The organism is Acidobacteriota bacterium, from assembly GCA_038040445.1.
Taxonomy (GTDB): domain Bacteria; phylum Acidobacteriota; class Blastocatellia; order UBA7656; family UBA7656; genus Onstottus_A; species Onstottus_A frigus.
In genome coordinates this window covers 259543-273679 of the sequence record JBBPIG010000002.1, presented here as the reverse complement: position 1 = coordinate 273679, position 14137 = coordinate 259543, and the positions used below count along the sequence as shown (strand labels likewise).

Genomic DNA, 14137 nt, shown 5'->3' with positions numbered 1-14137 from the left:
CGAGCTACGAGAAGTCCAGGCCCTCAAGTGCCTCGTGCACCGCTGTTCTCTCTAAAAGCTTTTCCTCTTCACGCTTGCGCCGCTTCTTTTCATCCTTCTCGGCCTTCTGTTTCAGGAACACCAGGTACTTCTCGTTGGCGGCGTCCACCGATGAGCGGAGGTTTGGAAAGACCGGCTTGATTTCGCTGAGAGCACACTCGATCACCAGTTCGCTTTTTCTCACGTAGGCTTGTGCCTTTGGAGCGGCCGATCCCTTGCGATGAGATCGCCAGACGTCGTCAAAAATGTCTTCCCAATCTCGAGGCGGCTTAGCGGACAGCGCGAAAGGCACAACATAACGTTCTTTGCTGGCCGATGCCCGCCGCACTTTGCTCTCATCTGCTCGGGTGATCTTAATAGGCACGAAATCTATAACCATCTCCACCTCCGTTTGTCTTGATGAAAACGCGTTAGGGTCTCAGTTACCCCTTAGGTCACAACGGTAATTAAGTGGCCAAGAATTTACCACAGTGCGGAGTGGGATGCTATGACGCGCGCGTTAAATTCACGTGACGAGCGGATTAAATATTTGTAAAAGCCGCGACGCCGGGAAGAGGGAGAGAGCAGAGCTGATTGACCCGATTGAACAACTATGCTTGCGACGATCCCTGCCAGAAGATCAGATCGATTTTGATGAGGGAGTACTGCTGGCGAAGCAGTCGAACCTTCCGAGCGATGGCGGATACGCGACAATCCGGCGCTGCCACCTCAAGGTATCTGTTTTGCGCTGGTAGATAGAAGCCCGGAGTGAAGCTATCCACAAAGTTTCCTTCCTGGTCCCATTCGACGGAAAACGTGCGAGGTTTGTACCGCCAGAGGATTCGATGCGCTTCAAGCGTCCGCGCAAATTCTTCTTCAGATTCGTTCGCGAATTCGACGGACCAAAATGTGCAAATATCTCCATCGAGCCTTGCTCGGTCGATTCGATCCAATGCCGCGGATGAACTAAGTTCCAGCAGCAAGGTGTGTGCGCGGTGCTCATCAATGCGCCGATCGACCCGGGTGAGGTTGAATTGAGCTGTCTCAACGGCGTGCTCTTCTAGATAGCGGGTATTCATGATTCCTCCCTGTCCTGCTCGCACAGTCCGCGCGCTGTCAGCCGCGGCGAGGTGTGCTTCAGGGCGCTTAGCCGGCGTCCAGCTTCATGAAGGATAGGCGCGAAGAGTTAGATTGGTGTGGCCTCACTCTTAACTTTGTGTGAATTGTCCTAGCGAAGAAACCTCGCGCTTTTGGCTGAATTATTTGGGAGTCGGAAAGGTTCACAGAACATTCATCAACATTTGACGTGAAGTTCAACACGCTTCACTACCATGGACCTGGCCTGCGTTCCCTGGGGAACGCGAAGGGGCCATTCACTCTCGCGGGAAGATGTGGATGGCCCATAGAAGCTGAAATAGTTCTTCTGAGCAGCAAAGGCGCACAGCATACCATTGGCTTCGTAGTAGGGCAGGTTGTATTTGATTGACTCTGTAGCTTTGGGAACGGCTTTCCGAATCATAGCGCGCAGCTTGTTCAAGTGAGGTCTTTTGTGTGCGCTCAGAGAATCGAGGTACGAATCAACATCTTTGTGCTTGTCGGTCATTTGGTCTGCTTGGCTATCAATGATTCCAGAGGGCCGCAAATACCTGCATCAGCTTTTTCCGTGGTGGGCGCGACTGGCATCGCGAATGTAAAGCAAGAGCCGGCGCCCAGCTTGCTCACAACGGAAACCTCGCCGCCGTGCGCGCGTACCAGATGCTTGACGATGGCAAGCCCCAGCCCCGTGCCCTCCGTCTTTCGAGAGCGTGATTTGTCACCGCGATAGAGCCGCTCGAAGATGCGGGGCAGATCAGATGCTTCGATTCCGACGCCTGTATCCTCGACGCTTACGACAACACCCCCTTCTTGTTCTTCCGCCGTGACCCTGACGGAGCCGCCCGGCCGGTTGAACTTCACCGCGTTGTCAATCAAGTTGTACAGAATCTGTTCCAGCCTCGTGCGGTCGGCCTGCACGAAGACATCCTCGCCAATCGACGCGCTGAAGGAGATGTCGATATCTGCTTTGCGCGACTCGAGTAGAGCAACAACATCGGCGACGACAGGCCGCAGCCTCAAAGGCTTGAGGGTAAGCTCGACCTGACCCGACTCGATAGCTGAGAGATCCGAGATGTCCGAGATCAGTTCGCTCATCCGCGTGGCGTGTTTGAAGAGAGTTTCAACGAACCTCGTTCGGCTGGCCGGATCATCTATCGCGCCACTCAGTAGGGTCTCTGAGCAAGCCAGCATCGCCGTCAACGGAGTGCGCAACTCATGCGACAGGTTGGCGAAGAATTCTCGCCGGACGCGTTCGAGCCTCTCGAGTTGAGTGATGTCGAAGAAGATTCCCACCGCGAGATCGATGCCAAGCGACACGATGTTCAACTGAAAACTGCGACGTTCGCGGTCTGCCATTTCGACGCGCAACTCGACCGGCGTCTTGTCTTCTATCACGCGGGCGAAGGCCCTGTTGATTGCCGGATCTCGAGTCGCGTCCGTCAAGCGATACGCGCGAGCCGAGTCGACGACGCCAGATGAAGCCCAGGCCGGATCAATCTGCGAGCGTGCGGGCATCGGTTCTCCGTTGAAGCTTTCGCCGATTGTGCTCTCAGACGTTGGCCGACGCGTGCCCGGCTTACCCGCACTCGCCGCCGGGAGCTTGAATATCCGCGCCGCCGCATCGTTGTAGAGCGCGACGCGCATCTGTGAATCGACAATCAAGACGGCCTCGCGCATCGTGGCCAGCACGCCGGCCAACAGCCGATTCGTTTCTTCGGTGATCGCAGTTTGGCGCTGAATCTCACCCAGAGCGCCGCCATAACGGCCGAGTGCGTAGCGCGACACAAAGAAGGTCATCACTGCCACTACGATAACGGTGATGAGGTGCGAGTTGATCGCCGAGAGGTGTGGGAACAGCACTGTCTTGATAGTCTCGTAGACCACAAAGATAAGCAGCGCTCCAAAGGTCACCAACCAGACTCGTCGGGCAAGATCCTTCATACTGATTTTGGATTTTAGATTTTAGATTGTCGAACGTGGCGTTGGAGGCGCTGTTCCCTCAATCCAAAATCCGAAATCTAGAATCCAATTAGTTCTGCTTGCGGCTATCGACCAACCTATATCCTATCCCTGTTACTGTTTCAATCACCGAAGGATCGTCGAGCTTCTGACGAAGCCTTCGAATATGAACGTCCAGCGTGCGGGAATCACCGTAATAACTCACGCCCCACACTCGGTCGAGCAGCACCTCGCGCGTCAATACGCGACCCTGATTGCGCGCGAGTTCCGACAGCAAGGCGAACTCTTTGCGCGTCATCCGCACATCGCGCCCGCGATAGTTCACCGTGAAAGTAGAAGGATCGATCCTGAGCGATCCGTCGTCGAAGACCGGGCGATTGACCTCTGAACCCTCCGCGCGGCGCAGCGCGGCATTAACTCGCGCGACAAGCTCGCGCATGCTGAACGGCTTGGTTATGTAGTCGTCGGCGCCAATGTTCAAGCCGAGCACCTTATCTGTTTCATCCGTGCGCGCCGTTAGCATCAGTATTGGCACCTGCGCGGTCGTCGCTTCAGAGCGCAAGCGGCGGCACAACTCGAAGCCGCTCATGTGGGGAAGATTGAGATCGAGGAGTATAAGATTCGGCGGACGATCGAGTATCAGGTTGAGCGCGTCTTCGCCCGTCGCCGCCAGGCGAGCGCGAAAGCCTTCCCGTTCCAGGTTGTAACGGATCGAGTCGGCGATGTCTTCGTCATCTTCGACGATGATTATTGTGCGGAGGCGGGTCTGATCGCTTGCTACCATACAGTGTGTTTGATGACGTGTCCGCGTGCCATATAGACGATCTGCTCGCAGATGTTGGTTACGTAGTCGGCTATGCGTTCGAGATGCTTCAACACAAACAACCACTCGGCGCCGCGCGATACAGTTGATGAGTCGCGCGTCATTGCCTCAATCATCTGCGCGAAGAGTCTGTCGTAGAGCGCATCCACTTCATCGTCGCGCGAGATGGTTGCCTGCGCGCGTTCGGGATCGCCTGATGTGAAGGCGTCCAGCCCATCGACCAACATCTCCTGCACGACCTTCGCCATGGTAGACAGCTCGATACGCGCGCCAATCTCCGGTTGGTTGTTAAGCGAGAGCGCGTGTTTAGCAATGTTGACGGCGTGATCGGCTATGCGCTCGACGGTGGGCGCCGCTCGGGCGACCGATACGACGAAACGCAGATCGCTGGCCGCAGGCTGTTTGAGGACAAGCACGTCGACGCACATCTGGTCGATCTCCAGCTCCATTTGATCGATCGCGTCGTCCTCGCGAATAACGCGCTCAGCAAGGTCGGAGTCGCGCTCGATGAGCGCCCGCATCGAGAGCATGATTGCTTTTTCGGCGGCGCCGCCCATGATCAGCAGCTTGTCTCGCAGCAGGTCCAGATTGTCTTCGATGAGTCGCTTATGCATGCTAATAGTCCGTAGTCAGTAGTCCGTAGTCCGTGGTCCGTAGTCCTTAGACCTGGCTCGTAGTGGAGAGAGCTACGGACTACGGACCATCATTCATCCAAATCTCCCGGTGATGTAATCCTCAGTCATTCGCTTTTCGGGTTTCGTGAATATCTTTTCCGTTGTGTTGAACTCGATCAGCTCTCCCAGCCAAAAGAATGCCGTCCGGTCCGAGATGCGAGCTGCCTGCTGCATGTTGTGAGTCACGATCACAATCGTGTACTTCTGCTTGAGGTCGGCAATCAGCTCTTCGATCTTTTGCGTTGCTATCGGATCAAGCGCCGAAGTCGGCTCATCCATCAGAACCACCTCGGGTTCTACGGCGAGCGCTCGCGCAATGCAAACCCTCTGCTGCTGTCCGCCCGACAGCCCGAATGCCGATTCCTTCAAGCGATCTTTCACCTCGTCCCAGAGAACCGCCGCTCGCAAGCTGGCCTCGACCTTTTCAGCGAGTTCGGCCTTTGAGCGGGTCATCCCGTTAATTCTAAGGCCATAGGCGACGTTATCAAAGATCGAGCGCGGGAAAGGGTTCGCTTTTTGGAAGACCATCCCCACGCGGCGGCGCAACTCCACCACGTCCGTCGCAGGCGCGTACAGATCCTGACCATCCAACGTCACGCAACCCTCGACGCGAATTCCCGGGATCACGTCGTTCATTCGGTTCAAGGTGCGAATCAGCGTTGACTTACCGCAGCCTGACGGCCCGATGAAGGCAGTCACCTGTTTCGAGCGAATGTCGAGCGATATGTCTTTCAAAGCGCGAACGCGGCCATAGTAGAAGTTCAGCTTCTCGATGCTCATCTTGAGCTCCGGCGCCAACTCACCCGACTGGTTGTGGGCTTTGAACTGGGGGTCTACGGTTTCCTTTTCCATATAAGGGGCGCGTACGATTGTTCCTGCGAGATTTCGCCTTTGCATAAATGTTGATCTGACGCTCTGTCTATTGTGAGCTCGGCCATCACTCGGACCGCCATCGGATTCACGCTCGTCGGATTGGTTCCAGCGCTTGACACCTCGAACTCATCGCCGGCTAGCTCGCGCAACCAGCCTTCGGCCATCTGGCTGCGGCACGAATTGCCTGTGCAAAGAAGAAGCACGCGCTTTTTGTTTGGTAGCGCGCTCATTGATAACGGTTCCTCGCAAGGAACTTCACCGCGACGTTGATAGCCAGTATCATCGCAACCAGCACGAGCGTTGCGGCCCAGGCCATCGCGTGCCACTGCTCGTAAGGTGACCCTGCATAGTAAAAAATTTGATACGTAAGCGACGCGATCGGCTGATTTATGTCCGTGCTCATGTAATTGTAGCTGAGCGCAGTGAATAGCAGCGGCGCGGTCTCGCCCGCAATGCGAGCGATCGCAAGCATCGCGCCTGTTGCAACGCCGCCTGCTGCTGCCCGCAGCACTACTCCCAGGCTCATTCGCCACACCGGCGCGCCGAGCGCAAGCGCTGCCTCGCGCATGCTCTGAGGCACGAGCCGAATCATTTCTTCCGTGGTGCGCGCGACTATCGGCATCATTATCATAGCAAGCGATACACCGCCAGCCATCGCCGAGAAGTGACCCATCGGACGGACCATCACCGTCCATACAAACACGCCGACGACGATTGACGGAACGCCCGTCAGTGTGTCGATCAAGAAGCGCAGCGCGTTGCCGAACCGACTCGAAGCGAATTCGGCCAGATAAAGCCCGGCCAGTATTCCAACCGGTAGCCCAATTGCGGACGCTATCCCGATCAGGATAAGTGTGCCGACGATCGCGTTGGCGATTCCGCTGCCCGGTTCGCCGACAGGCTTCGGGCTGTTGATCAGGAAACTGATGTTCAATTCGCTCACGCCGGTAACCGCGATGTAACCGAGGATGACTATCAGGGCGATGATGACCAGCGCGGCAAATAGGCCGGTCATAAAGGTCATCACACTGCTCAGCAGTTTGCGACGCCGTTGACTACGCATGCGCAACCTTCCCTTGTCCGCGCGTCACTCCCCACACAAGCAGCCTGGCTAGCGCGTTAATCACGAAGGTGATTATGAACAGGATCAACCCAAGCTCGACCAGCGCGTGGCGATAAATCTCGGTCGTGGCTTCGGTGAACTCGTTTGCAATGGCTGATGCGATAGTGAAGGAAGGATCGAAGAGCGACGCCGAGATGTGTGGCCGGTTCCCGATGACCATTGTTACCGCCATCGTCTCGCCCACAGCCCGGCCCAGGCCGAGTATCACAGCGCCGGTTATGCCCGATCTCGCGTTTTGTAGCACCACCCGCGTTGCCTCCCACTTCGTGGCGCCGAGCGCGAGTGATGCTTCAGGCTGCGCTCGGGGAACTGCTCGCATGACGTCAGTCGTGACGGCGGTGACGATAGGCACGATCATGATCGAAAGGATTATCCCGGCGGTCATCAACCCAAGCCCGTTCGGATTCCCCTGAAACAGGGGAAGAAAGCCCAATGCGGATTGAATTCGCGGATACACCGAGTCGCGCAGCAAGGGCGCCAGCACGAAGATGCCCCATAAGCCGTACACTACCGACGGAATGGCCGCAAGCAACTGCACCAGAAACGAGACGGGCGTTGAAAGGACTCGTGGCGCGTGTTCCACGAGGAAAACTGCAATGCCTATGCTCACAGGCACGGCAATCAACAAGCCGATTATCGAAGACACTGCGGTGCCGTAGATAAATGGCAGTGCGCCGAACTCGTCGCGCACCGGGTCCCACACTTCGCGCCAGATGAAACTCAGGCCAAACTTCTCGAACGTAAGCATCGAGTCTCTGGCCATCTGAACAATTATCAATACCACCAGCCCGGCTATCGCTACCGCGAAAACAAGAGTCGTCAGCTTGAACACCCGATCCGCGAGGCGCCCCTTTCCAAGTGACGACGCGAGTAACGATGCGACCCACCTGGGAAATGAACGGAGAGGAGCAGCAGTCGACGCCGCGCTATCTGGTGTCACAGGATTCATGAAGACATTCCGGAACTGGACTTGCAGCTAGCTCGTGCGAAGCGGCTTACCTTGATAGGTGATCGAGTCGATTTTTTGCTCGGCCTTCTTGACCACCTCTTGCGGAAGCGGAGCGTAGAGCAAGTCTTTCGCCATTTGCTCGCCATCGTGAATCGCCCACCATAAGAAATCGACGAGCGCCTTTCCCTTCGCTTGATCTTGCTGCTCTTTGTATACGAGCAGGTAAGTAAAGGACGAGATCGGGTATGCGCTGGCACTGAGCGAGTTTGTAATCGACACTCTGAGATCATCCGGCATCTGGCCCGCTGCTCCCGCGGCGGCCGCCGTGATTGATTCAAGCTCGGGGCGCACGAACCCTCCGGCGGCATTTCTTACCGAAGCATATGGGAGCTTGTTCTGCTCTGCGTAGATCAGCTCGACGTACCCTATTGAGTTCGGCGTCTGCTTTACTTGACCGGTTACGCCTTCATTGCCTTTAGCGCCCAGGCCTTTGCCCGGCCAGTTGACCGACGTTCCCGCGCCCACTTTCTCTTTCCACTCGGGGCTCACTTTTGAAAGATAGTCGGTAAACACGAAAGTGGTGCCACTGCCATCCGACCGATGCACGGTTGCAATGTCAGACGCGGGCAAATTTGCCCCCGGATTCGACGATGCGATTTGTGGATCGTTCCATTTTGTGATGTGGCCGAGAAAAATTCCCGCAATCGCTTCGGGGCTGAGCTTGAGGTCTGTCGAGACGCCCTGCAAGTTGTACGTAATCACATCCGCGCCCAGTACAGTTGGGATATGAAGGATCTCGCCTTTGGCTGTCTTGAGATCCTCATCTTTCATGGGCGCATCCGATCCGCCGAAGTCAACAGTTCGCTCCGAGATTTGTCTGATGCCGCCGCCCGACCCGATTGATTGATAGTCGAATTTCAGGTTTGGGTGGGCCTTGTTGTACTCGCTGAACCATTTCTGGTAGATCGGATTTGGGAAAGTCGCCCCCGCGCCGGTTAACCGTACCTCGGCGTTCGAACCCGTCGGTGAGCTCGTGCAAGCGCTGAGAACTAGTGCGGACAGCACGGCTACAAGGAACGCGGCGATGGTTCGCGCCGCTCTGTTTTGATTGATCATTTAGACTCGTGTCCTCCACGAAGAAGTGTGGAAATCCTAAGAGCCGAGTATAAAGACGCCGCGTTACAAAGTTGTGACATTAGCGTTAAGGCTCCGTTAAAAGGCCGTCCCATGGTTTGACGGTCGGCCGCACGCCTGGCTAGCCGAGTAGTCCATCCGCAGCAGTCCATCCGCAATTGCGGGAGCACAGGTTCTGTTTCAGAATCGGCCAACCGCTGCAATAACGGTGACCAGACTCGCGCTCAGCTTGATTGGCTTATCGGTTTGTTCTTGAGTTACCTTCCGTGGTCGCGAATCCTGCGATAGGGTGGGTTGTTGAGCCGGTCGAGCTGAGACGACCCCGATGCCTATTAGAAGTAGTGCACTTGCGCTCAAAAGCGAGAATGCGCAAATACGAAGTTCACGCGGTCGTTTCATATTATGAATACTATTCCAGCCAGGGATTGTTTTCTAGTTCTTGATCCTCGTGCCTTTGGCGCTAGTTTAGGATGCTTGTCTGGGCGCCTCATAGGTGTTGCGGCTGGCGCGAACTATCGCTCCGCTTCTCTTGCACTCAATGCGAACTTGGTGAAGCCGCCCGTCTCGGCGGAACTTCTCCGGCGGGTAGTACGCGATCGTGTAGGTCGAACGAATCTCTTCAGCAATCGCCTTGAACATCGGCGTTAAGTCTTTGTCAGCCGAAAAGTCCTTGCCCCCAGTTCGAGGCACGACCTGCGACACGTCGAGCAATGTCATGGCTCGCTGATTGGCGCCTACTCCAGCAATGTATGAAGGCAGTGTTATAGAGTAAACGGTCACCTCGGCATCATTCGCGCGGCGGATCATTTCAGACTGGTCCGGTGGACTGACGTTGTCGTAGCCATCGGTCAGCACGATAACGACACGGCGAAGTCTTCGGCCATTGCGGAAGCGCGGCGCCCGCTTGAGCATCGAAATCGCGCGGTCAATCGAGCCGAAGATTCTTGATGATCCTCCCACCTCGCCTAGTCGCTGAAATGCCTGACTGATCTTCCTTGCATCACTTGTGAAGTCCTGAAGCACGCGGGTTTCGCTGCTGAAAGCGATGATTGCGAAGAGAGATTCCGGCCGCACGAGCTTCACAAAGTTCTCGGTAGCTTCGCGCTGGCGGCTAATCTCCTCCTGCCTGATGCTGCCCGAAGTGTCAATCGCCACAACTACGGCGAGCGGACAGGTCAACGCCGCTTCCTCAGTCGCTTCAAAGAAGTCAATCTTCCGCGCCTCGCCGTCTTCGTAGATCACGAAATCGTCAGTTTTCAGATCGCGAATGAAAGTACCATCTTTGTCAGTAACCGTGGCATTGACCATAACCAGATCGGTTGCGAGCTTGATGGGCCTCTCATCCTGCTGGGCAAGAGCAGGCGCAACGACCAGCACCGTAGCCAATGCGCCAGCGAGACCGGCTTTACAGGGACTGCCTTTGAACGTTGAAGCTGCTTTCACTTTAATCCCAGACGCATCACATCTTCATAATATAAGCGGCCATCGCTAAGAAAGTCGACGAGCGCGGGCGCGAGTATTAATCTTTTTTGGGCATCTGGCTGACCAGGTAGGTAATGATAGCTATGAAAATCAACGCCAGGGTGATAATTACCAGCATAACACGGGGCGGGCTATTGGTCTGTTGCCCGTCTCCAGTCTCTGCTAAATCCGAGGGCATATGAAGGTCGCCCGTATTGGGGCGCATAATCCCGGTGACCCTACTCTGGTTATGCGCCAAGCTGTGAATGTCTTGCTCCGTGTATTGCCTGGTCGTCTCGGCGCCGTTTTTAGTCCTGCGCAATCGGTTCCACCCTCTATGTCTCTTGTGCTTCTGTTTGTTGAGCTGGTTTTCTTTCATAGCCATTTGATCCTTCTGAAATAGAGATAAAGGGAAACACCAACCGCTAGAATTGAGCCTAGTGCGCCGACATAGCCGTATCTCCATTTCAGTTCGGGCATAAAGTCGAAGTTCATCCCATAGATTCCGGCAATGAGCGTGATCGACATAAGAATAGCTGAAATCGAGGTCAATCTTTTCATGACCATATTCATTCGGTTTCCTGAAACCGACAAGTAGGCATCCATTGTCGCTCCCAGCAAATCGCGTAGAGTATCAATGGTGTCAGCGACGCGAATCAAATGATCGAAGACATCCTGAAAGTAGATGTAAGTCTCGCGTGAAAAGATTTGCTGTTCGCGACGCAGCAGCGTATTGAACACATCTCGCAAAGGCGTGACCGACCGGCGCAGGAAGAGCAAATCTTTCTTTATGCGGAAAATCTCTTCCAATGCTTCTGCCTGAAAATCCACGAAGATCTTATCCTCCAATTCATCCATTCGATCAGAAATCGCATCAAGCAGAGGCATATAATCATCCACAATTGCGTCTATGAGCAGATAGGCCAATAAACCCGTGCCTCTTTCAGCTAAATCCGTCCACCCCCGCCAGAGCCGTTCACCAGTTTCCAACGTGCGTATAGGCTGGCTATGAACAGTGACTAAATAGTTCTTGCCTAGAAAAATATTCAACTCGCGAAGTTCCAGATGTCTTTCCAGGACCAATTCAGCTTCATAAAGAACGATAAAGTAGTAGCCCTCGAACTCTTCAACTTTAGGGCGCTGATGTTCGTTGCGGCAGTCCTCGATCGACAGGGGATGAAAGCCAAATTCTTTAGCTAATTCTTCAAAATCGGCGCTTGTCGGATCAGCCACATCTACCCAAATAATATTGGATGGTATTGCGCAGAGCTGATTGATTTCATCAGGATCATCAATTTTGGTGAAAGTTTTGGTTTCACGATTGAGCACAAGCGTCTTAATCACAGATTACCTCATCGCTCCGGAAATGAATTCAAAGAAAGCAGCGCGCAATATTATCAATCAAACGCAAGACCATCAAATATGAATTAGTTCCTGCCCCTTCTCAATGAAGGTCTTCTTTTCTGTTAGGGCATTGTTGTGCGAACACTCGATAGGTTGAATTGCTGAAGCTTAGTAGTTAACAGGCGGGAGACAACACCTTGACTCTAGCGAACAAAGAAAAGCAACACTGCGTCCGTCGCAATCTCGGCAACGAAAAGTCATACCAGCATGAGCGGTAAGCGGACGCTCCATCAGGTAACGGACACAATTCTAGCTTGGTAATGGGAGCCCGCTTGATGAGCGCGGTCAGATTGCCGGTGACGATGTCAGGGATCCTGAAACGGGTCTGTCAGGCCTACTTGCTGTTGTTGTGCGCTTCGCCCTCGCGGGGCGCGGTGTATCCGTTGCGAGTGCGCGCGACCAATCGCCGTGTGCCGCCGTTCACTTGTACTTTCACAGCGCGGAACGAACCGTCTTTTTTGGAATTGGTCGGATAGTAGCCGATTGAATACTGCGTACGCAGATCGGTCGAGATCTGCTGTGCAATTGCGTGAACCTCTGATAGTTCTCTGGGAAAGAAGGCCTTGCCGCCCGTTTCTTCTGCAAGCTTGTTTAGAAGCGTCTCAGCCTTTTCTTTCGCGCTCTTCTTAAACAGACCCGAGTCCCGATCTAGATCGCTGATGAATCCAATCAGGTAAATCTGAACATCGATCTCCCGAAGATGACTTACCACTTCACCGAACTTGTAGTAGCTATCATTGTCGAGCCCGTCGGTCACCACCAGTACAGCCTTCCGGCGGTTCTTGCCTTCCTTGTTTGCGTAGTCGGCACCAAGGTACAGAGCATCGAGCATCGCGGTCTGACGCGAAGCGACTAGTCCGTTGAGCGTATCGATCACATCATTGATGTCGCCGCTGAACTCTTCTAAAAGCTCCGGCTGGTCCTTGAACTCTATGACAGCGATCTCGTCGCCGGAGCGACTCTCTTTCACCAGGTTGGTCGAAGCCTTAACGACGGTGTCCAGTTTAGGACGCATCGAGCCGGACGTGTCGATCGTGAAAACCAGCGATACCGGCACCTGGTCGCGGCTGAAGAACTCAATCTTTTGGGCGAGCTTGTCTTCACTCACCGCGAAGTCCTCGCGCTTCAGGTCCATGACCGGCTTGTTCGACGGATCGACAACCGTCACGTCGAGCAATACCAGGTCGGTGCCAATGCGTATGGGTGCGTCATCCTTCTGTTGCGGCTTCTGTTGCGACTCGTCGTCTTTCGGCTGCTGCGGTTTCTGGAGTTTGGGCTTGTCGGGTCGCTGCTGACCGGCGCCGGCTAGTGACGGTGAAGGAAAGCCTGCGACAAGGAAACTGAGAGTGATAACCACGCCGGCGACGAAAGCCAATCTACCCGATTCGAACTTCATAACAGGATTCTACTCCGGGGTATCAATATTTGAAAACAGGACTCCGAGGCGTGGGATGCATGGATGCGCCTCAACCGTTGCCGAAAGCATGAACGGGAGGGCAGTTTGCGATTGCGGTCTAAAGCAGTTGTTACTTCTTGAACGATGGATATCCGTCTCGGTAGGTGAGCGACAGCCGGCCAAGGCCCCGCGGCGGATTCACCTTTACCTGAACCTTATGCCATTTGACTTCGCTGGCAATGTCAGTCGGATAGAAGCCGACGGAATACTGATGGCGAAGCTCCAATGCGATGCGGGTGCATATCTCGACAAGTTCGGGCTCATTGTAAGCGTTGGGGAAGAATGCGCGGCCGCCGGTCATCCGTGTCATTTCTTCAAGAATCCCACGGCCGAACCCCGCGAGCGAATCATTGACCGGATCCGTTATACCAATCGCGTAGATTTGCACGTCCGCTTCTTTGACCCTGTTGCGAAGTTCCTTGTATGTGTAGCGGCTGTTGTTGTCCTGACCGTCGGAGACTATCAGGAGCGCCTTCTTTGAGTGTCGGCCCTGCTGGACCTTCTCGACTGCAAGGTAGGCCGCATCGTAAAGCGCAGTCGAGCCGCGTGGATTGACGAACATCAGCTTGCCGAGAATGCTGTCTCCCGATGTGGTGAAGTCTTGAACGAGCTTGGCGCGATCATTGAAACCTATGAGGAAGAAATCGTCGTCATTGTGTGAAGTCTCGATGAAGCGGCGCAGCGCGCGAATGGATCGGCTGACGCGCTCCTTCATGGAGCCGGATACATCGTAGACGATCCCAAGGGAAACCGGGGAGTCGTCATCGGTGAAATGCGCTATCTGCTGCTTCACCTTGTCGTCGAAGACTTCAAAGTGGTCTTTGCCCAGTCCGGTGACGAATCTGCCATAAGGATCGGTGACGCTTATGATCACGTTGACGACTTCGGTGTCCAGGATGATCTTCCCGTCAGCTTGTTTCTGTACCTTGTTATTGTCGGGTTTTGCGGCGAGCGCGTTGTCGTCGGCGCTTGTCTTGACCGGGGCGGGTGTCTCGGAAGGCTTGGCCTTTGCGGGTTCGACTTTTGGGGCCGGGGGCGAGCCTTTATTATCCTGTCCGGCCGATAGAGCAAGGATTTGGGACAGCGCTAGAACGACGAGCGCGGTCAAGAAGGCGCACGCGAGATTCTTTTTCATGACGATTGCCCCCGGTTTCACGGCTAGCCTCGA

General features: G+C 54.8%; 16 protein-coding genes. All 16 read right to left on the bottom strand.

The window, feature by feature from the left end; all coding sequences use genetic code 11:
- Positions 1-4: 4 nt before the first annotated feature.
- Entirely contained in the window at positions 5-418 is a 414-nt protein-coding gene (locus tag AABO57_03340) for a hypothetical protein (protein MEK6284755.1), read from the bottom strand.
- A 211-nt stretch (positions 419-629) separates the two neighbouring features.
- Complete coding sequence (locus AABO57_03335; GenBank protein ID MEK6284754.1) at positions 630-1097, bottom strand: hypothetical protein; 468 nt, start codon at positions 1095-1097, stop codon at positions 630-632.
- 215 nt (positions 1098-1312) lie between these two features.
- The gene (locus tag AABO57_03330) at positions 1313-1621 is read right to left on the bottom strand and encodes a DUF1801 domain-containing protein (GenBank protein ID MEK6284753.1); all 309 of its coding nucleotides are present in this window, start codon (positions 1619-1621) and stop codon (positions 1313-1315) included.
- Positions 1618-3054 (bottom strand): ATP-binding protein, encoded by a 1437-nt coding sequence (locus AABO57_03325; GenBank protein MEK6284752.1) that lies wholly within the window; start codon positions 3052-3054, stop codon positions 1618-1620. Before AABO57_03325 ends, AABO57_03330 begins: the two co-directional genes overlap by 4 nt.
- An 88-nt stretch (positions 3055-3142) precedes the next feature.
- The gene (locus tag AABO57_03320) at positions 3143-3856 is read right to left on the bottom strand and encodes a response regulator transcription factor (protein ID MEK6284751.1); all 714 of its coding nucleotides are present in this window, start codon (positions 3854-3856) and stop codon (positions 3143-3145) included.
- Positions 3850-4509, bottom strand: a complete 660-nt coding sequence (gene phoU, locus AABO57_03315) for a phosphate signaling complex protein PhoU (protein MEK6284750.1) — start codon at positions 4507-4509, stop codon at positions 3850-3852. The genes AABO57_03320 and phoU overlap by 7 nt, the downstream gene beginning before the upstream one ends.
- 93 nt (positions 4510-4602) lie before the next feature.
- The gene (gene pstB, locus AABO57_03310) at positions 4603-5367 is read right to left on the bottom strand and encodes a phosphate ABC transporter ATP-binding protein PstB (protein ID MEK6284749.1); all 765 of its coding nucleotides are present in this window, start codon (positions 5365-5367) and stop codon (positions 4603-4605) included.
- Between the two features lie 35 nt (positions 5368-5402).
- Positions 5403-5672 (bottom strand): hypothetical protein, encoded by a 270-nt coding sequence (locus tag AABO57_03305; GenBank protein ID MEK6284748.1) that lies wholly within the window; start codon positions 5670-5672, stop codon positions 5403-5405.
- Positions 5669-6457 carry a phosphate ABC transporter permease PstA gene (pstA, locus tag AABO57_03300; protein ID MEK6284747.1) on the bottom strand — a complete coding sequence of 263 codons (789 nt, stop codon included), beginning with the start codon at positions 6455-6457 and terminating at the stop codon, positions 5669-5671. The genes AABO57_03305 and pstA overlap by 4 nt, the downstream gene beginning before the upstream one ends.
- Positions 6458-6497: 40 nt before the next feature.
- Entirely contained in the window at positions 6498-7514 is a 1017-nt protein-coding gene (gene pstC, locus AABO57_03295; GenBank protein ID MEK6284746.1) for a phosphate ABC transporter permease subunit PstC, read from the bottom strand.
- 27 nt (positions 7515-7541) lie between these two features.
- Entirely contained in the window at positions 7542-8630 is a 1089-nt protein-coding gene (gene pstS, locus AABO57_03290) for a phosphate ABC transporter substrate-binding protein PstS (GenBank protein ID MEK6284745.1), read from the bottom strand.
- Between the two features lie 483 nt (positions 8631-9113).
- Positions 9114-10091, bottom strand: coding sequence for a VWA domain-containing protein (locus AABO57_03285; protein ID MEK6284744.1), 978 nt, complete (start codon positions 10089-10091; stop codon positions 9114-9116).
- Positions 10092-10167: 76 nt separating this feature from the next.
- Positions 10168-10431, bottom strand: coding sequence for a hypothetical protein (locus AABO57_03280; protein ID MEK6284743.1), 264 nt, complete (start codon positions 10429-10431; stop codon positions 10168-10170).
- Positions 10432-10484: 53 nt separating this feature from the next.
- The gene (corA, locus tag AABO57_03275; GenBank protein MEK6284742.1) at positions 10485-11453 is read right to left on the bottom strand and encodes a magnesium/cobalt transporter CorA; all 969 of its coding nucleotides are present in this window, start codon (positions 11451-11453) and stop codon (positions 10485-10487) included.
- 394 nt (positions 11454-11847) lie between these two features.
- Positions 11848-12909, bottom strand: coding sequence for a VWA domain-containing protein (locus AABO57_03270; GenBank protein ID MEK6284741.1), 1062 nt, complete (start codon positions 12907-12909; stop codon positions 11848-11850).
- 130 nt (positions 12910-13039) lie between these two features.
- A complete protein-coding gene (locus tag AABO57_03265; GenBank protein MEK6284740.1) occupies positions 13040-14104 on the bottom strand; it encodes a VWA domain-containing protein in 1065 nt (354 codons plus the stop codon).
- Between the last annotated feature and the right edge of the window lie 33 nt (positions 14105-14137).

Bases quoted from the DNA above. Each gene is read 5' to 3' on its own strand.
- AABO57_03340 (MEK6284755.1), bottom strand. From the start codon at position 418: ATGGTTATAGATTTCGTGCCTATTAAGATCACCCGAGCAGATGAGAGC.
- AABO57_03335 (MEK6284754.1), bottom strand. From the start codon at position 1,097: ATGAATACCCGCTATCTAGAAGAGCACGCCGTTGAGACAGCTCAATTC.
- AABO57_03330 (MEK6284753.1), bottom strand. From the start codon at position 1,621: ATGACCGACAAGCACAAAGATGTTGATTCGTACCTCGATTCTCTGAGC.
- AABO57_03325 (MEK6284752.1), bottom strand. From the start codon at position 3,054: ATGAAGGATCTTGCCCGACGAGTCTGGTTGGTGACCTTTGGAGCGCTG.
- AABO57_03320 (MEK6284751.1), bottom strand. From the start codon at position 3,856: ATGGTAGCAAGCGATCAGACCCGCCTCCGCACAATAATCATCGTCGAA.
- phoU (MEK6284750.1), bottom strand. From the start codon at position 4,509: ATGCATAAGCGACTCATCGAAGACAATCTGGACCTGCTGCGAGACAAG.
- AABO57_03305 (MEK6284748.1), bottom strand. From the start codon at position 5,672: ATGAGCGCGCTACCAAACAAAAAGCGCGTGCTTCTTCTTTGCACAGGC.
- pstA (MEK6284747.1), bottom strand. From the start codon at position 6,457: ATGACCGGCCTATTTGCCGCGCTGGTCATCATCGCCCTGATAGTCATC.
- pstC (MEK6284746.1), bottom strand. From the start codon at position 7,514: ATGAATCCTGTGACACCAGATAGCGCGGCGTCGACTGCTGCTCCTCTC.
- pstS (MEK6284745.1), bottom strand. From the start codon at position 8,630: ATGATCAATCAAAACAGAGCGGCGCGAACCATCGCCGCGTTCCTTGTA.
- AABO57_03270 (MEK6284741.1), bottom strand. From the start codon at position 12,909: ATGAAGTTCGAATCGGGTAGATTGGCTTTCGTCGCCGGCGTGGTTATC.
- AABO57_03265 (MEK6284740.1), bottom strand. From the start codon at position 14,104: ATGAAAAAGAATCTCGCGTGCGCCTTCTTGACCGCGCTCGTCGTTCTA.